16 protein-coding genes and 1 pseudogene are annotated in these 20,265 nt (G+C 71.7%); 5 read left to right on the forward strand and 12 right to left on the reverse strand.

Annotated features, from left to right (window positions below):
- Window positions 1-126 precede the first annotated feature (126 nt).
- The 3 genes from smc to ACZ7EG_RS29625 form a co-directional block, all read right to left on the reverse strand.
- The gene (gene smc / locus ACZ7EG_RS29615) at window positions 127-3,705 is read right to left on the reverse strand and encodes a chromosome segregation protein SMC (RefSeq protein ID WP_471085373.1); all 3,579 of its coding nucleotides are present in this window, start codon (window positions 3,703-3,705) and stop codon (window positions 127-129) included.
- Between the two features lie 220 nt (window positions 3,706-3,925).
- Entirely contained in the window at window positions 3,926-4,129 is a 204-nt protein-coding gene (locus ACZ7EG_RS29620) for a hypothetical protein (protein ID WP_030852030.1), read from the reverse strand.
- A 378-nt stretch (window positions 4,130-4,507) separates the two neighbouring features.
- A complete protein-coding gene (locus ACZ7EG_RS29625; protein WP_031108009.1) occupies window positions 4,508-4,789 on the reverse strand; it encodes an acylphosphatase in 282 nt (93 codons plus the stop codon).
- Between the two features lie 161 nt (window positions 4,790-4,950).
- Between ACZ7EG_RS29625 and ACZ7EG_RS29630 the strand changes: the two genes are divergently transcribed.
- Complete coding sequence (locus ACZ7EG_RS29630) at window positions 4,951-6,087, forward strand: CAP domain-containing protein (RefSeq protein WP_471085376.1); 1,137 nt, start codon at window positions 4,951-4,953, stop codon at window positions 6,085-6,087.
- Between the two features lie 20 nt (window positions 6,088-6,107).
- Here ACZ7EG_RS29630 and ACZ7EG_RS29635 read toward each other — a convergent pair.
- Window positions 6,108-6,299: pseudogene (locus tag ACZ7EG_RS29635) on the reverse strand (site-specific integrase); the annotation flags it as partial.
- 294 nt (window positions 6,300-6,593) lie between these two features.
- Here ACZ7EG_RS29635 and ACZ7EG_RS29640 point away from each other — a divergent pair.
- A complete protein-coding gene (locus ACZ7EG_RS29640; protein ID WP_471085379.1) occupies window positions 6,594-7,010 on the forward strand; it encodes an Imm10 family immunity protein in 417 nt (138 codons plus the stop codon).
- Between the two features lie 263 nt (window positions 7,011-7,273).
- Complete coding sequence (locus ACZ7EG_RS29645) at window positions 7,274-7,672, forward strand: winged helix-turn-helix transcriptional regulator (protein WP_471085382.1); 399 nt, start codon at window positions 7,274-7,276, stop codon at window positions 7,670-7,672.
- On the opposite strand, the gene mutM is transcribed toward ACZ7EG_RS29645, so the two are convergent.
- The 8 genes from mutM to recG form a co-directional block, all read right to left on the reverse strand.
- Window positions 7,662-8,522: a bifunctional DNA-formamidopyrimidine glycosylase/DNA-(apurinic or apyrimidinic site) lyase gene (gene mutM, locus ACZ7EG_RS29650; RefSeq protein WP_471085385.1), complete on the reverse strand. Its 861-nt coding sequence runs from the start codon at window positions 8,520-8,522 to the stop codon at window positions 7,662-7,664. The two genes, ACZ7EG_RS29645 and mutM, sit on opposite strands and share 11 nt — an antisense overlap.
- Before the next feature lie 102 nt (window positions 8,523-8,624).
- Window positions 8,625-9,476: a ribonuclease III gene (gene rnc / locus ACZ7EG_RS29655; RefSeq protein WP_471085387.1), complete on the reverse strand. Its 852-nt coding sequence runs from the start codon at window positions 9,474-9,476 to the stop codon at window positions 8,625-8,627.
- A 7-nt stretch (window positions 9,477-9,483) separates the two neighbouring features.
- Window positions 9,484-9,657 (reverse strand): 50S ribosomal protein L32, encoded by a 174-nt coding sequence (gene rpmF / locus ACZ7EG_RS29660; protein ID WP_003951102.1) that lies wholly within the window; start codon window positions 9,655-9,657, stop codon window positions 9,484-9,486.
- 2 nt (window positions 9,658-9,659) lie between these two features.
- Window positions 9,660-10,310, reverse strand: a complete 651-nt coding sequence (locus ACZ7EG_RS29665; RefSeq protein ID WP_471085390.1) for a YceD family protein — start codon at window positions 10,308-10,310, stop codon at window positions 9,660-9,662.
- 128 nt (window positions 10,311-10,438) lie between these two features.
- Window positions 10,439-11,527 carry an ATP synthase F0 subunit B gene (locus ACZ7EG_RS29670; protein ID WP_471085393.1) on the reverse strand — a complete coding sequence of 363 codons (1,089 nt, stop codon included), beginning with the start codon at window positions 11,525-11,527 and terminating at the stop codon, window positions 10,439-10,441.
- A 121-nt stretch (window positions 11,528-11,648) separates the two neighbouring features.
- Entirely contained in the window at window positions 11,649-12,128 is a 480-nt protein-coding gene (gene coaD / locus ACZ7EG_RS29675; RefSeq protein ID WP_104781443.1) for a pantetheine-phosphate adenylyltransferase, read from the reverse strand.
- Window positions 12,129-12,154: 26 nt separating this feature from the next.
- On the reverse strand, window positions 12,155-12,742 hold the full coding sequence (rsmD, locus tag ACZ7EG_RS29680; protein WP_471085396.1) for a 16S rRNA (guanine(966)-N(2))-methyltransferase RsmD: 588 nt from the start codon (window positions 12,740-12,742) through the stop codon (window positions 12,155-12,157).
- A gap of 82 nt (window positions 12,743-12,824) precedes the next feature.
- The gene (recG, locus tag ACZ7EG_RS29685; RefSeq protein ID WP_471085399.1) at window positions 12,825-15,044 is read right to left on the reverse strand and encodes an ATP-dependent DNA helicase RecG; all 2,220 of its coding nucleotides are present in this window, start codon (window positions 15,042-15,044) and stop codon (window positions 12,825-12,827) included.
- A gap of 187 nt (window positions 15,045-15,231) precedes the next feature.
- On the opposite strand from recG, the gene ACZ7EG_RS29690 reads away from it, so the two are divergent.
- Both ACZ7EG_RS29690 and ACZ7EG_RS29695 read left to right on the forward strand, forming a co-directional pair.
- Entirely contained in the window at window positions 15,232-17,070 is a 1,839-nt protein-coding gene (locus tag ACZ7EG_RS29690; RefSeq protein WP_471085716.1) for an HSP90 family protein, read from the forward strand.
- The gene (locus tag ACZ7EG_RS29695; protein ID WP_471085402.1) at window positions 17,067-20,036 is read left to right on the forward strand and encodes a tetratricopeptide repeat protein; all 2,970 of its coding nucleotides are present in this window, start codon (window positions 17,067-17,069) and stop codon (window positions 20,034-20,036) included. The genes ACZ7EG_RS29690 and ACZ7EG_RS29695 overlap by 4 nt, the downstream gene beginning before the upstream one ends.
- Window positions 20,037-20,265: the final 229 nt, after the last annotated feature.

Here is a 20,265-nt window from a genome sequence, read left to right on the forward strand (position 1 = left end):
TATGCCTTCAAGTTTCGAAGTCAATAGGTCATTGACTGTGAATCTGAGGCAGGAGTGTGGAGGCAATGTGTTCAAGTGTTGAAGTCATGAAGAGGTGCAGGTGAGACCGGTGTAGTGCACAGGCATCTAGCGGAGGCGCTGGCTGATGACCTTCGACACACCGTCGCCCTGCATGGAGACGCCGTAGAGCGCGTCGGCGACCTCCATCGTGCGCTTCTGGTGGGTGATCACGATCAGCTGGGAGGCTTCCTGGAGCTCCTGCATGATCCGGATCAGCCGCTGGAGGTTGGTGTCGTCGAGGGCGGCCTCGACCTCGTCCATGACGTAGAACGGGCTGGGCCGCGCCTTGAAGATCGACACGAGCATCGCCACCGCGGTCAGTGACCGCTCCCCGCCCGAGAGCAGCGACAGCCGCTTGACCTTCTTGCCCGGCGGACGCGCCTCGACGTCCACGCCCGTGGTGAGCATGTTGTCCGGGTCGGTCAGGATCAGCCGCCCCTCGCCACCGGGGAACAGCCGGCTGAAGACGCCCTCGAACTCCCGGGCCGTGTCGCGGTAGGCCTCCGTGAAGACCTGCTCGACGCGCTCGTCGACCTCCTTCACCACCTGCAGGAGATCCGCCCGCGTCTTCTTCAGGTCCTCCAGCTGCTCGCTGAGGAACTGATGGCGTTCCTCCAGTGCCGCGAACTCCTCCAGGGCGAGCGGGTTCACCTTGCCGAGCTGCTGGTAGGCACGCTCTGCGGCCTTGAGGCGCTTCTCCTGCTCGGCCCTGAGATACGGCCTGGGCCGGTTGCGCGGGTGCTCCGGGTCCTCCGGCAGCTCCTCGCCGTCGGCGGGGGGCGAGGGCGGCACGAGCTGGTGCGGTCCGTACTCCGCCACCAGTCCGGCCGGCTCGACACCCAGCTCCTCCAGCGCCTTGGTCTCCAGCTGCTCGATGCGCAGCCGCTTCTCGGCGCCGAGTACCTCGCCACGGTGGACCGAATCCGTCAACTTGTCGAGCTCGCCCTTGAGATCACGCCCCTCGGTGCGGGCACGGGCGAGTTCCTGCTCGCGGCGGGCCTTGGCGGCCTCGGCGGCGTGGCGCTCCTCGTCGGCGCGGGCCAGGGAGACCTCGACGTGCGCGAGGAGCTGCCGGGCACCGGCGCCGACGGCCTCGGCGACGGCCGCCTCGTGCCGCAGCCGGGCCCGCCGCTGCTCCGCACGCGCTCGCGCCTCGCGTTCGGCGCGGGCGGCCCGGTCCAGCGAGTCGGCCCGCCCGGCCAGTCCCTTGACCCGTTCCTCGTGCGTACGGGCCTGGAGCCGGGCCTCCATCTCGGTCTGGCGTGCGTTGGCACCGTCGGCGGCGAGCCGGTCCCGTGCGGAAGTGTCGGGCTCCTCCTCGATCGGCATCTCCTCGGCGACGGCGAGCCGCTCGGCGAGCTCCTCGACCTCCTGGAGCGCCTTGTCGAGGGCTTCCTGGGCCCGGGCCGCGGCGGCGGTGGCGCGCTCCGCCTCGCCGGTGGCCCCGCGCGCCTGGCCCGCGAGCCGCCCGAGCTGCTGGGCCACGGCGGACTTCTCCCGGTCGGCGGCCCGGCGCCGCTCCCCCAGCTCCTCGACCAGCGCGGCGGCGTCCCTGCGTCGGTCGACGGCCGCGTGCTGGGCCTCGGCGAGCTCCTCGCAGCGGACGGCGAGCTCTTCCAGTTCGGCTGCCGCCTCGTCGACGGAGGCCTGTACTTCGAGGAGGCTGGGGGCGCCGGCGGAGCCGCCGTGGGCGAAGTGGGCGCCGAGGAGGTCACCTTCGGCGGTGACGGCGGTGAGGTCGGGGCGGGCGTAGACGAGGTCTTCGGCGTCTTCGAGAGTGCCGACGACGACGATGCCGTCCAGCAGCCGTCGGACGGCCGGCATGAGGTCAGTGGGGCCGCGTACCAGGTCTGCGGCGTAGGTGCGGCTGGCGTCCGCAGGGCCGTTGTGACCGGTCGCGCCGTTCCCCGCGCTTCCGAGGGCGTCATCTCCTGCCAGGAGCAGGGTGGCCCTGCCCCCGTCCTGTTTGCGGAGGAGCCGGATCGCGTCGGCCGCGGATGCCGGGGACGTGACCGCGACGGCGTCCGCCGCCGCCCCGAACGCGGCGGCCAGGGCGGCCTCGTGGCCGGGGGTCACCGTCAGCAGTTCCGCCGCCGGGCCCAGGAGGCCGGAGAGGCGGTCCTTGGCCGCGAGCAGTATGCCCGTGCCGTCCTTGCGGCGCAGGCCGAGGGCGAGGGCGTCGTGGCGGGCCTGGGTGGCGGCGCGTTTGCGTTCGGCCGCCGTGGTCTCCTCGCGGGCTGCCGTGAGGGCGGTCTCGGCCTCGGTGAGCCGTTGTTTCGCCTCCTCGTGCTGTGCCGCGAGTTCCGCGTCGCCGGCGTCGAGGCCGTCGACCTCCGCCTTGAGTGCCTCGTACTCCTCCTGCGCGGCGACGGCACGTTCCTGCGCCTCGTCACGGGCGGCGGCCAGGCGTTCGATCTCGGCCTGGGCGGAGGCCGCGCGGGAGCGGGCGGCGTTGACCTGGCCGCTGAGCCGGGCCAGCCCCTCGCGCCGGTCGGCGATGGCGCGGGCGGCGTCCTTCAGGCGCCGTTCCTCCTGGGCGAGCGCGCGTTCCAGCTCGGCGCGGTGGGCGACCGTGTCCTCCAGGGCGCGCTCGGCCGCCTCCAGGGCCGCTTCCAGCTCGGCTTCCTGCTCGCGGATGCGGGCGGCCTCGCGCTCCATGTCCTCGGGGTCGCGGCCGCGCCGCTCCTCGGGGGGCGCGGAGGTGGCGCTCTTCACCCGGGCGTCGGCCAGCGAGATCGTGCCGCGCACCCGTTCGGCGAGCTGGGAGAGCTCGTACCAGGTCTGCTGGGCGCGCTGGAGCCGCGGCGTGAGCTGCCTGACCTCGTCCTCCAGGAGGGCCTCGCGCTGTTGCGCCTTGCGCAGTTCCTGCTCGGCGGACTCCTTGCGCTCCTTCAGCGCGGCCTCGTCGGCGACCTCGGCCTTGAGCGCCTCCCGGAGCCGTACGAGGTCGTCGGCCAGCAGGCGCAGGCGGGCGTCGCGCAGGTCGGCCTGGATGACGGCCGCCCTGCGGGCGACGGCGGCCTGCCGGCCGAGGGGCTTGAGCTGGCGCCGCAGCTCGTCGGTGAGGTCCTGCACGCGCGCGAGGTTGGCCTGCATCGCGTCCAGCTTGCGCAGCGCCTTCTCCTTGCGCTTGCGGTGCTTGAGGACGCCGGCGGCCTCTTCGATGAAGGCGCGGCGGCCCATGGGATCGGCGTGCAGTACGGAGTCGAGCTGGCCCTGCCCGACGATCACGTGCATCTCGCGGCCGATGCCGGAGTCGGAGAGGAGCTCCTGGATGTCGAGGAGGCGGCAGGTGTCGCCGTTGATCTGGTACTCGCTGCCGCCGTTGCGGAACATGATCCGCGTGATGGTGACCTCGGCGTACTCGATGGGCAGGGCCCCGTCGGAGTTGTCGATGGTCAGGGACACCTCGGCGCGGCCCAGCGGGGGGCGGCCGGTGGTGCCGGCGAAGATGACGTCCTCCATCTTGCCGCCGCGCAGCGATTTGGCGCCCTGCTCGCCCATGACCCAGCTGAGCGCGTCGACGACGTTGGACTTGCCCGAGCCGTTCGGTCCGACGACGCACGTGATCCCCGGCTCGAACCGAAGGGTGGTCGCCGAGGCGAACGACTTGAACCCGCGGAGGGTCAGGGCCTTGAGGTGCACGCCGCCGGACTCTACCGCCCGGGCATGTCTCACTCCATGAACCCGCGGTTTCGCCGCTGAACGCGCAGGGCACATCAGACGTTGAAGACGGTGAAAGGATGCGGGGGCAAGGAAGCAAGAAAGAAGGGACGCCGACAGGGCGTCCCTTGCACTTCTGACAACTAGGTGGTTGTGACGGGCGGCCCAACCACTGCTGTGCTGTTGTGGAGCGGTGCAGTGATCAGGTGAGCGCAGGCTCCGCCTGGTGTGCGTCAACGCTCTCCATGATCCTGTCGTGAGAAGCGGCAGCCGTCAGCGCTTCGTTCTCCGCCTGGATTCGTCCGAGCTCGGATTCCAGGTCCTGGACGCGCTGCTGGAGCCGTCGCATCTCGGCGAGGAGTCGCGGGTCGGAGCCGCCGACGTAACCGAGAAGCGCCTTTGCCATGATGGATGGTCCTCCACAATGCGTGACCGACCGCTGCGGTGTGGGTCGTGAGGGATTCGCACCCGCGGTATTGGCAGGGCCTGGAGTTGTACTGCCGTTCAGCCATGCCAAACAGCTAAGGTGCGCGGGGCTTTCAGCGTCTCACCAAAAAGTTTGACGGTCAACACGATCACGCCCCGTATTGGGGGGCGGCCCGGGCACGCGCGGCCTGGAACGGCCGTACTGCGGCTTCTGCGGGGCCCTCGGGGCGTGGCGATCATCCTTGCGTGTGGAGCGTGGCAAGGCAAGCGGTTCTGGCAATCACCAGCAAGTTTCCTCTCCGGGCAGCTGCCGGCGCGCCCCCCGGAGGCCGCCCCGGGAGCCGCCCGGCGGGCATGATCAGCGGATGGCGAAGCCGTCGTAGCCGCCGCGCGGTGTGTCCCAGATCTCGGTGACGCCGTCCACGCGGCCGGGCGTGTCGTCGCCCTGGAGCCACTCCAGCAGGCCCTCGCAGCCCTCGCGACCGCCCTCGGCGACCACTTGGACCCGCCCGTCGCCCAAATTGAGAGCAAAGCCACTCAGGCCGCCGATCTCCAATGCCTTGGCCCGCGTGAACCAGCGGAAACCCACACCTTGGACGCGTCCTCGCACCCAGGCGACCAATCGCACATCCTCGCTCATGACTGCAACCTAACCGCCCAAACTCTCTCCGGGCACTTCCTCCCCTTGCGCCATGCGGTACCGTCCCCCCTCAACGAATCTCATATGAAACTCACACGATCGAGTGAGTTTGGTGTTGATCTCGAGGACGAGTCGACCGCCAGGACGAGGAAGGCCAGGACATGGGACGCCACCGACGCTCCGACGCCGGCCGCGCCGCCACGGGCCGCGCCACGGGAATCACCCACGCCGACGGCTTCGCGGAGGGCCACGATCCGCTGTACCCCGCCGCGGACGACGCCCCGACGATGGGCATCGCGCCCTATCTGAACCCGGAGGCGTACGCCGACAGCTACGCGAAGAGCGAGGCGTACCTGTTCGCCGCCGAGGGGCCCGAGGGGGCCGCCGCGGGTGACCGCTACGGCGACACGGCCGTCTTCGCGAGCGACGGGTTCACGCCCGACGTCGGTGCCCGGCGCGCAGGTTCGCACCGCCGCCGCAAGAAGGCCGCCCGGCCGATGCGCACCGGGCTGCTCGGCGTCTCCGCCGCCGTCGCCCTCGGCACGGTCGCGGTCGCCACGGGGGCGGTGCCCGGCCTCGACAACTACAAGCTCGGCGGGGGCGGCGGGGCCGACAAGGTCCAGGCCGGGGACACGCCGACGAACACCCCGATCGAGCAGGGCGGCACCACCGGCACCGCCGACAGCCGGGACGAGACGTCCACCAGCCGGGACGCCGAGCGTTCCGGCACACCGTCGCCGTCCGCCTCGAAGACCTCGGCCGCACCGACGAAGACGCCGGAAAAGCCGGAGAAGACGCAGGAGAAGACTCCGGAGAAGAAGGAGCCGGCGGCCACCCCGAGCGAGAAGCCGGACACCACGCCCTCCCGTACGGCCACGAAGGCGCCGAGGACGCCCAGCGCCTCCGCCGCCCTGTCCGGGGAGTCCGCCGCCGCGGCCCAGGTGCTCAGCCTCGTGAACGAGGAGCGGGCCAAGGTGGGCTGCAGCCCGGTCGCCGCCAACAGCGCTCTCACGGACCTGGCCCAGAGCTACAGCGAGGACATGGCGGCGCGCGGCTTCTTCGACCACACCGACCCGGACGGCCGCACCCCCTGGGACCGGGCCGAGAAGGCCGGGATATCCAACCTCGGGGGCGAGAACATCGCCCGCGGCCAGGCGAACGCCGCGGCCGTGATGGACGCCTGGATGAACAGCCCCGGCCACCGCGCCAACATACTGAACTGCGACTTCAAGACGCTGGGCGTGGGAGTCGAACTCGGTTCCGGCGGCCCTTGGTGGACGCAGAACTTCGGCTACTGAGATAGCCGCAGGTCAGAGGCCTAGGAGACCCCTGGGGCCGTCTCGGGGCCGTCACTCGATGACTCTTCATCCGCGAAGACGCGATCAACGGCGGCCCGGGTCCGGGTCTCGCTCGACGGCATCAGGTGTGCGTAGGTACGCAGGGTGAAGCCGGGGTCATGGTGGCCCAGGTACTCACTGAGAGCCTTGATGCTCTCCCCCGCGTCAAGCACCCGTCGTCGCTTCGCTCCCGCCCAAGAGGCAGGCACACGGGCATGAGGTCAGAACACGTCGTGGCTGGGGCGGTCGGCTCCACGGCTTTAGGGAGCCACCACTTTAGGCAGCCACCATGGGGCGAGCCTCGAAGATCATGGCCCCAACGTCGTGCTTCAACGGGCAGGTCCACAGACTGCCCGACGCGCCGGAAGCTTACGGGCCATGATCACTCGCCTCATGGCAGCTCCCGCCCAAAGCCGCTCCGCCGACCTCACGTCATCGGCCGTTGCAGGCACTGGTAGAACACGCGTATGACCTACAGCTTCACTGCGAAGATCGCTTACGGGTGGCACGAGCCGGGGCCGGACATCTATGCCCTGACTGCCGGAGTTGCCGAGTCAGAAGGCGGAGAGGGCTTCGCGCTTGACTTCCAGTGCAGCTTTGAGGAACCCGATGCGCAGAACATCCGCAACGGCTGCGACTCGTACTGCGTTGTCACCCCCGACCAAGGCACCGCGTACGGATGCGTGCGCACGGTGGAGCTGGATGGAGACATCCTGCGGGTCACGTTCGACCCCGATTCCTTGGAAGCCCTGTTCCTGGATGATCCGGTAGTCGAGGCAGTGCTACATGCACCGGCCGCGGACGTAGCTCACATGAAGGAGGCACTCACGCGCATCCTCGCTTACGGCCGGCCGGACGCGCTCCCGATCGTGATCGGGGTCTGAACTACGGTCGCCACTCGGGCCGTCTCCGGGCCGTGCGGGGATGCTCGACGACGACCAACGCCGACAACCACCGACGGCTAAGTCGCAGGTCGCAGCGTTGATCGATTGGACGACTGCAGGTCAGGGCCCCGGCCCATCACTTCTTCGGCTACCAGGCCCGGCTGACGGCACTCCGGTGGCGTGGGAAAGCCGCAGTCACAGGAGTGCTAACTCCTGGTTAGTGCGAGCTATTGGTTAGCGCTGCGCTGGCGTACGCTGGGATTATGACCACCACCGAGGGGCTCACGGAGGGCCTCGAAGACCTTCCGTTCAACGTGTTCGCCAAGGCCTGCCCGTCGCGCGGCACGCTGGAGCACGTCACGGGCCGCTGGGGCGGCCTGGCGCTCGGCGCCCTGTACGAGGGGTCGCTGCGCTTCAACGAGCTGCGCCGCCGCGTCGACGGGGTCAGCGAGAAGATGCTGTCCCAGACGCTGCACGCCCTGGAGCGCGACGGCCTGGTCCACCGTGAGGCCCAGCCGACCAATCCTCCCCGGGTGGACTACGAACTGACGCCGCTGGGGCGGGACGTGGCCGAGCGGCTGCTCGCCCTGATCCGCTTCGTGGAGGGCAGCATGGAGCAGGTGCTGGCCGCGCGCGAGCGGTACGACTCCGCTAGGGCGTGATTCTGGGCGGCCGCTGGCACTTCGGGCAGTAGTAGCTCGACCGGTTCATCCAGGGCCGTCGCCGCAGGGGTGTGCCGCAGCGCCGGCAGGGCAGGCCCTCGCGCCCGTACGCGTCGAGCGACCGGTCGAAGTAGCCCGACTCGCCGTTGACGTTGACGTACAGGCTGTCGAAGCTGGTGCCGCCCACCGCGAGGGCCGCGTTCATCACGTCCCGCACATGCCCCAGCAGCATCAGGGTGCGGGGGCGGGTGAAGGTCGCGGTCGGGCGTTCGTAGTGGATGCGGGCGCGCCACAGGGCCTCGTCCGCGTAGATGTTGCCGACACCGCTGATCAGCGACTGGTCGAGCAGGGCCCGCTTGATCGTGGACCGCTTGCGGCGCAGGGCCCGGTGGAAGGCCTCGTCGTCGAAGAGCTCGTCGAGCGGATCGCGCGCGATGTGCTCGATGACGTCCGGCAGGCCGTCGGGGGTGTTGTCGTGCAGCGAGAGGCCGCCGAAGGTGCGCTGGTCGACGAAGCGCAGCTCGGTGCTCAGGGCGTCGGTGAAGCGGACGCGGATGCGCAAATGCTTCTCGTCCGGCGCGGTGTGCGGCTGGACCAGGAGCTGGCCGCTCATCCCGAGGTGGGCCAGGATCGACTGGTCGGTGTCCTCCAGGGGCAGCCACAGGTACTTGCCGCGCCGGCTGGGGACGCCGATGCGGTGGCCCTTGAGACGGTGTGCGAAGTCGTCGGCGCCCGCGAGATGACGGCGTACCGCGCGCGGGTGCAGCACCTCGGCCTCGGCGACGGTCCGGTGGGCGACCCACCGCTCGAGACCGCGCCGCACGACCTCGACCTCGGGCAACTCGGGCATGGGCTCCCCCGTCACGGACCTGTGGATGACGCGAGCGCCCGCCCCGGGCAGGGGCGGGCGCTCGGGTGCGCTGTTCTTGCCGCCCGGTGAGGGCGGCGGCGGTCAGCCGCCGACGCTGCCGTCGGTGACCGTCTGGGCGGCCTGAGCAGCTGCCGTCTGCGTCGCCTCGGCGTCCTTCGCCGCCTTGGCGCGCTCGTCCGCCGCGGCCCGGATGGACCGCCATGCGGACTCGGCGGCCTGCTGTTCCGCCTCCTTCTTGCTGCGGCCGGTGCCGGTGCCGTACGAGACGCCTCCGACGCGGGCGGCAGCAGTGAAGGTCTTCTCGTGGTCGGGGCCGGTCTCCGTGACCAGGTACTCGGGAACACCGAGCCCCTCGGTCGCGGTGAGCTCCTGGAGACTGGTCTTCCAGTCCAGGCCGGCTCCGAGGTTCGAGGACTTCTCGATCAGGGGGTCGAACAGGCGGTGCACGAGCTCCGCCGCCGAGTCCAGTCCCTGGTCCAGGTAGACCGCGCCGATCACCGCTTCGAGGGTGTCGGCGAGGATGGACGCCTTGTCCCGGCCGCCCGTGCCCTCTTCACCCCGGCCGAGCCGGATGAAGGAGCCCAGGTCGAGCCCGCGGCCCACCTCGGCGAGCGCACGCGAGTTGACCACCGCGGCCCGCAGCTTGGCCAGCTGGCCTTCTGGGAGGTCGGGGTGGGTGCGGTACAGCGTGTCCGTGACCACGAGGCCGAGGACGGAGTCCCCGAGGAACTCCAGGCGCTCGTTGGTCGGCAGACCGCCGTTCTCGTATGCGTACGACCGGTGGGTCAGTGCGCGCACCAGAAGGGCGGACTCGAGCTTGTACCCGAGCCGCCCTTCCAGAAGCGTGTGGGACGAGGCCTGGTTGTTGTCCGCCGGAGCACTCCCGCTCACACGGGAAGACTTGTTCTTAGGCGTGGACACAGTGCCTCTCACCAGCCGCTCAGACCTCGAGGACCTGGCGCTTGTTGTAGGTGCCGCACGACGGGCACGCGATGTGCTGCTGCTTGGGCTCGTGGCAGCGCTCGCACGCAACCAGGGTGGGGACCGCAGCCTTCCACTGCGACCGGCGGTGGCGCGTGTTGCTGCGCGACATCTTCCGCTTCGGAACAGCCACGGCTACTTCTCCTGCTTCTCGTCGACGCCCGCTTCCGCTTCGGCGCCGCTCATCTCGTCCTTCTCGCCGTCCTTCATGGTGCCGGCGAGTCCCTGCAATGCCGCCCAACGGATGTCGACGGCGTCATGGTGGTGGTCCGGGTCGTCCGCCAGCCGCGCGCCGCACTCGGCGCACAGACCGGGGCAGTCTTCCCGGCACACCGGCTGCATCGGCAGTGCGAGCACCACCGCATCACGCAGCACGGGCTCGAGGTCGAACAAGCCGTCCTCGATGAAGAGCCTGTCCTCGTCGTCCTCGGCGTCGTCGCCCGGTTCCGCGATCACGCGGCCCCGGTCGTCGGCGTCAGGGTACGAGAACATCTCCTGGAACTCCGCTTCGAGCTGCTGCTCGAGCGGCTCCAGACACCTTACGCACTCCCCCTCGGCCGCGGCACGGGCGGTGCCCGTGACGAGCACCCCTTCCATGACCGACTCCAGGCGGAGTTCGAGCTCCACCGGGGCGCCTTCCGGCACTCCGATGACTCCCTTGATACCGAGGTCCTTGGGAGCGTCGACCGTGCGGGTCAGGCGCTGCAGCGCACCAGGCCGCCGGCCCAGCTCGTGTGTGTCGAACACGAGGGGGTTGCGGTGGTCGAGGCGGGCGTTCAGGGCCATTCCAACTTTCGGTCTGCTGAGCTCGGGGGGCGCTGCCCTTCGTTGTTCCCGGGCAGCGTTGATCGCGGACGTACGCGCGACCGAAGAGCCAGGATACTGGACCTTTCGCTTTCGGCCCAATCCGGGGTTCAGGCCTGGCCGCGGCCCTGCTCGTAGGCGCGCAACTGCTCGGCGCTGATCATGCCGGTGTCGAAGAGACTGGTCTCGTCGAGGGCGTAACCCTGCTGGGCCTGGTGGCCCTGCTGCGGCTGCTGCTGGACCTGGTTCGGGTCGTAGGCGGCCTGCTGGGGGTCGTAGCCCTGGTAGGCATAGGGATCGGCGTGCTGGTAGCCGTAGGGGTCCTGCTGGGCGGCGTAGGCCTGCTGATAGTCGCCGTACGGATCGGGCTGCTGGGCGGGGTCGCCTCCCGCGGGGGCGTAGCCGGGGGCCGGTGCGTACGCCGGCTGCGGCTGTCCGTAGTCCTGCTGCCGGGCGGGCTGCCCGGCCGGGGGCTTCTGGTCGGTGAGGGCGGCCAGGTCGGCCAGGTAGTCGGCGTCGCTGGAGTGCTGGACGGTACTCGCGTCGTCGGCGAGGGAGCCGAGGTCGTCGGTGGCGATCCGGCCGTGCAGCTTCTGCCGGCCGCGACCGACGGCCTCCAGGGTCTTGGCGAGGACCGCCTCGAAGGCGCCGAGCTTGACGTCGACGTACTCGTCGGCGCTGCGGCGCTGGGTCTCCGGGTCGTGGCTGCGCTCGGGGGCGTCCTCGTCCTCGTACCCCTGCTCGTCGGTGCCGGGGCCGGTGCCCAGGAGTTTCTCGCGGCCGCGGCCGACGGAGCCCAGGGTCTTGGTGAGGACGACCTCGAAGTTGGCGAGCTTGGAGTCGACGTACTCGTCGGCCTCGGCGCGGATCTCCTCGGCCTCCTGGCGCGCCTCGGCGAGGATGCGGTCGGCCTCGGCCTGGGAACGGCGGGCGACCTCGGTGCCCGAGATCAGCGACCCGCGCTCGGCGTGCGCGCTCTCGATGATCTGCTGCGCCTCCTGGCGGGCCTGCTCGACCATCTGCTCACGGCCGCCGATCAGCTCCTGGGCCTGGGCGAGGGAGTCGGGCAGCGCGGCGCGCACCTCGTCCAGCATCGCGAGCAGTTCGGCGCGGTTGACCACGCACGAGGCCGACATGGGCATGGACCGGGCGCCGGAGACCGCGGAGACGATCTCGTCGAGCTTCTTCTGCACGTCCACCGTGTGCTCGCCACTCTCTACAGATGCGTTGGAGACGGACGGGACGACTGTACGGCCATGGGGCCGCCCCGGAACACCGGGTGACGGGCAGTCAGGCCCCGTGGGGCCGCCGGGGGCCGGTTCAGTCCTTCCTCAGGCGCTCGGTGAGCTCCTGGAGGACCTCGGCCGGGACCAGGTGGGACACGTCGCCGCCCCAGGTGGCGACCTCCTTGACCAGGGAGGACGAGAGGAAGCTGTAGGTGGGGTTGGTGGGGATGAAGAGGGTCTCCACGCCCGAGAGGCCGTTGTTCATCTGTGCCATCTGCAGCTCGTAGTCGAAGTCGCTGACCGCGCGCAGGCCCTTGACGATGGCGGGGATGTCGCGCTGCTTGCAGAAGTCGACGAGCAGGCCGTGGAAGGCCTCCACGCGGACGTTGCCGTACTCGGCGGTGACCCGGCGGATCAGGTCGATCCGCTCTTCGATCTCGAACAGGCCCTTCTTGGCCTGGTTGATCATCACCGCGACGTAGACCTCGTCGTACAGCCTGGAGGCACGGGAGATGATGTCGAGGTGTCCGTTGGTGATCGGGTCGAACGACCCGGGACATACGGCGCGGCGCACTTGTGATCCCTCGCTCTCCGGTCCGGTCATCGTGCGTCTTCGCACGTAGAGGCGGCGCGACCGTACCAAAACGTTCCCTCGCCGTAGCGACGGGCCCGGAGGGGTTCGAAACCCTCGGGCCACCGGAATTCACCGCCTCTGGTGCTGCGCTCCACGGTGACGAGGGCTTCCTCGGCGAGCCAGCGTTCGGTGCGGAGTGTGAGGAGGATCTCCCGAAGATCGTCGTCAGTGACGGCGTAGGGCGGGTCGAGGAAGACGAGGTCGTACGGGGCGCCGGGGGGTGCCGTGCGGATGATCTGTTCCGCTTTGCCTGATCTGACCTCGGCGCCGGGGAGGCCGAGGCTCTTCACGTTCTCGCGGACCGTGCGGACGGCTTTGGCGTCGGCCTCGACGAGGAGGGTGTGGCCGGCGCCGCGGGACAGGGCCTCCAGGCCGACGGCCCCCGATCCCGCGTAGAGGTCGAGGACGCGTTCGCCGTCCAGGGGGCCGCCGAGGAGGGACTGCCAGGTGGAGAAGAGGCCTTCCCGGGCGCGGTCCGATGTGGGGCGGGTTCCTGTTCCTGGCGGGACGGCCAGGCGGCGTCCGCCGGCCCGGCCGGCGATCACGCGGGTCATCTGTGGTCCTTGGTCGAGGGCGGGCTTCGGGTATCAGTGTGGCTGGTCGCGCGGTTCCCCGCGCCCCTTGGGTGGCACACACTCAGCCCTTTTCCAGGTACTGCTCCCTTTCCTCGTCCAGGAGGGCGTCCAGTGCCGTCCGCAGCGCAGGGAGGTGGGTCAGCTCCGGGTCGTTCGCGACCACAGCCGCCGCCTCCTCTCTGGCCTCCGCGATGATCTCCTCGTCCTCGATGACCGCGAGCATCCGGAGGCTGGTCCGGGCGCCCGACTGGGCCTGGCCGAGGACGTCGCCCTCGCGGCGTTGTTCCAGGTCGATGCGGGAGAGTTCGAAGCCGTCGAGGGTGGAGGCGACCGCGCCCAGGCGCTGGCGGGCCGGGCTCGCCTCGGGCATCTCGGTGACCAGGAGGCAGAGCCCGGGGGCCGAGCCACGCCCCACGCGGCCGCGCAGCTGGTGGAGCTGGGAGACGCCGAAACGGTCGGCGTCCATGATCACCATGGCGGTGGCGTTGGGGACGTTGACGCCGACCTCGATGACCGTCGTGGCGACCAGGACATGGGTCTCGCCGGCGGCGAAGCGGCGCATGACGGCGTCCTTGTCGTCGGGGTGCATCCTGCCGTGCAGAACCTCGACCCTGAGCCCCCGGAGGGGGCCCTTGGTGAGCTGATCGGCCACGTCGAGGACGGCGAGAGGCGGGCGCTTCTCCGCCTCGTCCTCCGGGGACTTCTTCTTGGCGGACTTCTTGGGGTCGTCCTCCTCGTCGCCGATGCGGGGGCAGACCACGTAGGCCTGGTGGCCGTTCTCCACCTCCTCGCGGACCCGTTCCCACGCGCGGGACAGGAAGTGGGGCTTGTCGGCGGCCGGGACCACATGGCTGGCGATCGGCGAGCGGCCGGCCGGCAGCTGGTCGAGGACGGAGGTCTCCAGGTCGCCGAAGACGGTCATGGCGACCGTGCGCGGGATGGGCGTGGCGGTCATGACCAGCAGATGCGGGGGTTGTTTGCCCTTGCCGCGCAGGGCGTCGCGCTGCTCGACGCCGAAGCGGTGCTGTTCGTCGACCACGACCAGGCCCAGGTCGTGGAACTGCACCTTGTCCTCGATCAGCGCGTGCGTGCCGATGACGATGCCGGCCTCGCCGGTGGTGAGGTCGAGCAGGGCGTGCCGCCGGGCGGCCGCCCCCATGGAGCCGGTGAGCAGCACGACCTTGGTGGCCTGCTCGGCGCCGCCCAGCATGCCGCCCTCGGCCAGTTCTCCCATCATCTCGACGACGGACCGGTGGTGCTGCTGCGCGAGCACTTCGGTGGGCGCGAGCATGGCGGCCTGTCCACCCGCGTCGACCACGGCGAGCATGGCGCGCAGGGCGACCAGGGTCTTGCCCGAACCGACCTCCCCCTGCAACAACCGGTGCATCGGATGGTCGGTGGCCAGGTCGTCGAAGATCTCTCTCGAGACGCGCTGCTGGCCGTCGGTGAGGGTGAAGGGCAGACGGGCGTCGAAGGCGGTGAGGAGGCCGTCGGGGGCCGGCTTGCGGGGGACGGCGGGGAGTTGGGCGTCCGCGTGCCGGCGGCGGGCCAGGGCGACCTGGAGGACGAAGGCCTCGTCCCACTTGAGGCGGGAGCGGGCGTCCTCGATGTCGGCCTTGGTCTGCGGGCGGTGGATCTTGAGGAGGGCCTCGGGGAGCGGGACCAGCCCGCGGCCCTGGCGCAGGGAGTCGGGGAGCGGGTCGACGGCCTCCTGGGCGGTGGGCAGGACCGTCTGGATCGCCTTGCCGATCTTCCAGGACTCCAGCTTGGCGGTGGCGGGGTAGATCGGGATCAGGGCGCCCGCCCAGGTCTCGACGGACTCCTCCGGGTCGCCGCGCAGCAACTCGTAGGCAGGATGGGCGAGTTGGAGACGACGGTTGAAGACGGAGACCTTGCCCGCGAACATCGCGCGGGTGCCCGGCAGGAGTTCCTTGTGGGGCTTGTGGACTCCGGCGCCGAAGAAGACCAGTTGGAGCCGGCCGCTGCCGTCCGTGATCGTGACCTCCAGGCGCTGGCCCTTGCCGCGCGGGGCCTTGGCGGAGGCGAACGTGTGCAGGCGGGCGTCGGCGACCTGCGCGACCACCGTGACGTGCTCGTCCATGGGGAGGTCGGCGAGGTGGGTGAGCTGGCCGCGCTCCTCGTATCTGCGCGGGTAGTGGTGCAGGAGGTCGCCGACGGTGAGCAGGCCGAGGTGCTCGGCCATCACCTTCGCGGTGGCGGGGCCGAGCACCGACTTCAGCGGTTGGCGCAGGGGTTCTTCCAGTGCGGGCACGAGATCCATTGCACACCACGCCACTGACAATGGCTTCCAGGCCCGCGGCCCGATCGCCGTAAAGATCCTGGAAACCCCTGGTCAGGCGGCTCGCCAGGGCCTTAGGATGACGCGCTCCCGGCCCTCTTCGCGGTCACCGCCCCACCGGGACCGCCCGACCCCGCGCCGTCGCGAGTCCCCCACCGGCGCCGTGATGATGGACTCCCAGACCTCACAGCCCTCCCAGGCACCCCATTCGCCCCCGTCACCTCATACGTTCCAGGTCGACCTGCGTGGTCTGGTGGACCTGCTCTCCCACCACCTCTACTCCAGCCCCAAGGTGTATCTGCGCGAGCTGCTGCAGAACGCCGTGGACGCCATCACGGCCAGACGCGCGACGGAACCCGACGCTCCGTCCCGGGTCCGGCTGTACACCGAGGGCGGCGCCCTGCGCGTCGAGGACACCGGCGTGGGGCTCACCGAGGCGGACGTGCACAGCCTGCTGGCCACCATCGGGCGCAGCTCCAAGCGGGCCGAGGGGCTCGAAGCGGCGCGGTCCGACTTCCTCGGGCAGTTCGGCATCGGGCTGCTGGCCTGTTTCGTCGTCGCCGAGCGGATCCGGGTCGTCAGCCGCAGCGCGCGTACGCCCGGGGCGCCGCCGGTGGAGTGGACGGCCTCCGACGACGGTTCGTACACCGTGCGGACGCTGCCGGACGCCGAGCGGCCCGAACCGGGCACGACCGTGCACCTGGTGGCCCGTGCCGGTGCCGCGGAGTGGCTCGCGCCCGAGCGGGTCGAGGCGCTGGCCCGGGACTTCGGGTCGCTGCTGCCGTACGACGTCCGGGTCGGCGACGAGGCGGTCACCGACCTTCCGGCGCCCTGGGACCGGCCGTATCCGGGCCCGGCCGCCCGTCGCGTCGCCCTCGCCCGGCACTGCCACGATCTGTTCGGCTTCACCCCGCTGGACACGATCGACCTGTCCGTGCCGCTGGCCGGCATCCGCGGGGTGGCGTACGTGCTGCCGTCGGCGGTGAGCCCGGCCCAGCGCGCGGGTCACCGGGTGCACCTCAAGGGCATGCTGCTGACCGAGCGGGCCGAACAGCTGCTGCCCGACTGGGCGTTCTTCGTGCGCTGCGTGCTCGACACGGACAGTCTGCGGCCCACGGCGTCGCGCGAGGCGCTGTACGAGGACGAGACGCTGGCCGGCGTGCGGGAGGCGCTGGGCGAGCGGATCCGTGCCTGGCTGACGGGGCTGGCGGCCGGTGATCCGGACCGGCTGGCCGCGTTCCTGTCGGTGCACCACCTGGGCGTGAAGTCGTTGGCCCGGCACGACCGGGAGATGCTGCGCACGATGCTGCCGTGGCTGCCGTTCGAGACGACCGACGGGCGGCTGTCCCTGGAGGAGTTCGCGCAGCGGCACCCGGTGGTGCACTTCACGCGGACGGTCGAGGAGTACCGGCAGGTCGCGCCGATCGCGTCCGCGCAGGGCATCGGCGTGGTCAACGGCGGTTACACGTACGACAGCGAGCTGGTGCAGGCGCTGCCGTCGGTGCGGCCGGGCACCGTGGTCTCCGAGCTGGACGCGGACACGGTCACCGCGCATCTGGACGCGGTCGACCCGGCCGAGGAGCTGGCCCTGTCCGGCTTCCTGGCGGCGGCCCGGGCCCGGCTCGACCCGCTCGGCTGCGACGTGGTCCTGCGGGCCTTCCACCCGCTCTCCGTGCCCGCGCTGCACCTCGACGACCGGGACGCCCGGCACGAGCAGGCGCGGGCGGACGCCGAGGCGCGGGCCGACGACCTGTGGGCGGGCATCCTCGGTTCCCTGCGCGGCAGCGCACCCCGCGCGCGGCTGGTGCTCAACCATCTCAACCCGCTGGTGCGGCGGATCAGCGCGCTGCCCGACCCGGAGCTGATCGGCACCGCCACCGAGTCGCTGTACGGGCAGGCGCTGCTGATGGCGCAGCGACCGCTCAGGCCGGCCGACTCGGCGCTGCTCAACCGCGCGTTCATCGGCCTCCTGGAGTGGGCCACGCACAGCGAGGACGGTCAGTCATGACGGAGATCACGGACTTCGACGCCCTTCGCGAGGCGATGGCGGAGAACTCCGGGCAGCCGGAGGGGCCGGCCCGCAACGCCCGCGCGGAGGAGCTGCTGACGGCGGCCGAGAAGCTGGGCGTCCCGCTCGCCGTGATCGAGGCCCTCGGCCACCAGCTGAAGGTCTACAACTACAGCTCCGAGAAGGGGAAGATGTTCGTCCCCTTCGCGCGGCTGCTGCGCATGTGGGACGAGCGGCCCGAGGACTTCGACGAGTACGAGACCCACTCGCTGCACTGGGTCTTCAAGTGGGTCTCGGCCGGCATGCTCGACCAGCCGCACATCCCGCTCGCGTCGATCGAGAAGTGGCTCGGCGAGATGGAGCACCGCTACCGGCTCGCCGGGCACTCCGAACGGGCCGTGCGCAGCGCCGAGCACAGTGTGGCCGCACACGTCGGGGACGTGGCGCGGGCGGAGCGGGCGTACGCCGCGTGGCTGGCCGCCGACCGGGACACCATGGCGGACTGCCACGCCTGCGAGCTGCACGGACAGGGCTGGTGGCAGGCGGAACTGGGGCGGGACGCCGAGGCGCTTCGGCTGTGGCGGCCGGTGCTGGAGGGCGAGTTCACCTGCGCCCACGAGCCGCACACGGCCTTCGCGTCCTCCCTGGTGCCGCTGCTGCGGCTGGGCCGCCTGGACGAGGCCCGGGCCAACCACCTGCGGGGCTTCCGGCTCGTCCGGGCGATGGAGAGCATGCGCGGTGCGTACGCCGAGCACGTGGAGTTCTGCGCGCTGACCGGCAACGAGGCCCGGGGTCTGGAGCTGCTCGCGGAGCGGCCGGCGTACTTCACCGACGACGGGCATCCGCAGAGCAGGCTGGACTTCCTGAGCGTGGTGGCCCTGCTCATGGACCGGCTGACCGGGCTGGGGCTGGGCGAGCGGCGGGTGCCGGGGCCGGCCGGGCGGGAGTGGACCGCCCGCGAACTCGCCGCGCACGCGCGCGGGGAGGCCCTCGCCCTGGCGGCGCGCTTCGACGAGCGCAACGGCACGGCGCACGTGAGCGAGCGGGCACGCGCGCGTATGGCGCGGCAACCGCTGGCGGAACGGCTGCCGCTGGGCGTGCGGTCGGTACGCCCGGCTCCCCCGCCCGTTCCCCCGGCCGCTCCGGTCCGCGCCACCGGGCAGTCCGATCTGCCCGCCCTGCTGGCCGAGGCCCGGCGGCTGTCGGACACCCTGCGGCCGAACGCCGTGGAAGCGTGGGCGGCGGCCGCCGAGGCCGCCGGCGACGCCGAGCTGGACCCGCGTGACCGTGCCGAGATGGCCGACCACGAGGCGATGTCCCTCGGCTCCGAGGGCATCGTGCTCTTCGAGCGGGCCGCAGACCTCTACGCCGAGGCGGGCGACCCGGGCGAGGCTCTCGCCGCACGCGCGCGTGGGGCGTACGTCCGCGCGCTCGCGGGTGACGTGGACGGCGCCGTGGCGGCGGTGACCGGCCCGTACGACGAGATCCTCGCGCTGTACGCCGCCGAGGGCACGGGGATGCGCCAGACGGCGTCCGTCGTGATGAGCCGGGCGCGGATCCTGACCCGCCGGGCGCACGAGGGCGAGGGCGAGGGGGCCGCTCTCGCCGAGGCAGAGAACGCCGTCCGTGAGGTTCTCGCGCTCGTCGACGGCCGGACGGGCAAGGACGTACGACTGGCCGCGCGGGTCGCCGAGGCGCAGGCGATGCTCGGGGAGCTGGCGGGGCTCGCCGGGGACCTGGAGACGGCCGCGGAGCTGTTCGCGCGGGGCGCGGCGGCGTTCGTCGCGGCGGGACTGCCGTGGTACGCGGTGGAGTACGAGGCCCGCCTGGCCACCCTGGCCCACCACCTCGGCGACGCGGCGGAGACCGAACGTGCGCTGCGGGCGGCCCTGGAGCACGGCGGAGCGCACCTGGAAGCGCCCGGCCGGGCCCAGCTGCACCTCCAGCTCGCCGAGGTCCTCGGTGGCCGGGGTGATGCCGTGGAGGCCGCCCGGCACGCCCTGGAGGCCGCCCACTGGGCCGACGAGGCGGGTGAGTCGGCGACGCTGGGTGCCTGGGCGCGACAGCAGCTCGGCGGGCTCCTGCTGCGGCAGGGGCGGTGGGCCGAGGCCGCGGAGGTGCTGGAGTCGGCGCTGCCCGACCTGACCGCCGAGACGCACGGCGACGGGGCGGTCGTGCAGACGCAGTGGTGGCTCGGCGACTGCCTGAGCGAGCTCGGCGAGCACCGCGCGGCCGCCGAACGCCGGCTGCAGGCCGCCGAGATCGCCCGGCACTGGCCCGAGCAGCACGACCACGCGACCCTCGCCCACCTGGCCGGGGAGTCCCTCGGGCAGGCCGGACTGCCCGTCGAGGCGGACCGGGCCTACGCCCGCGCGGGCGACCTGTGGCGCGCGCTCGGCAACACCCCCGGCCTGATCCGCTCCCTGCGCGCCCGCGCCTGGCTGGCGTTGGAGACCGAGAGCGGGCCGGCCCAGGCACGTGCCCTGATGGCGGAGGCGATCGGCGCGTGCGAAACGGCACGGGAGGCGGCGTCCGACGAGGAGACCCGGCAGCAGCTCGTGGCCGAACTCGGCGACACCCACCGGCAGTTTGCTGACCTGCTGACCCGATCCGTCTCGGAGGGCGCCGAAGGCCCCGCCGTCCGAGCCGTGTTCGAGGAGGCCCTGTCCCGGCTGCAGCGGGCCGCCGAGGTGTTCGACTCGCTCGGGGAGGGCGCCCTGCACAGTCGCACCGGCGCCGAACTCACCGCGGGCTGGCTGGAGATCGAACTGGGCCGGCCGGCCGACGCGAGGGCTCGGGCGCGCACGGTGCTGTCGGCCTACGGCGGCCACGACGTCCCCGAGACCGATGCCGACGCGCGGACCGAGGGCGACGCGCGGACCGAAGGCCAGGACGGGGGCCGCTCGGCGGTACGGGCCCGTCGGGCGGAGGCGGAGCACCTGCTCCGCGTCGCGTCGGAGGACTGAGCGCCGCCGCGGCACGGACCGAGGGCGACGCGCGGACCGAGGGCCAGGACGGGGGCCGCTCGGCGGTGCGGGCCCGGCGGGCGGAGGCGGAGCACCTTCTCCGCGTCGCGTCGGAGGACTGAGCGCCGCCGCGGCGCGGACCGAGGGCGACGCGCGGACCGAAGGCCAGGACGGGGGCCGCTCGGCGGTACGGGCCCGTCGGGCGGAGGCGGAGCACCTGCTCCGCGTC

The sequence above is a fragment of the Streptomyces sp. NPDC037100 genome (genome assembly GCF_055606225.1).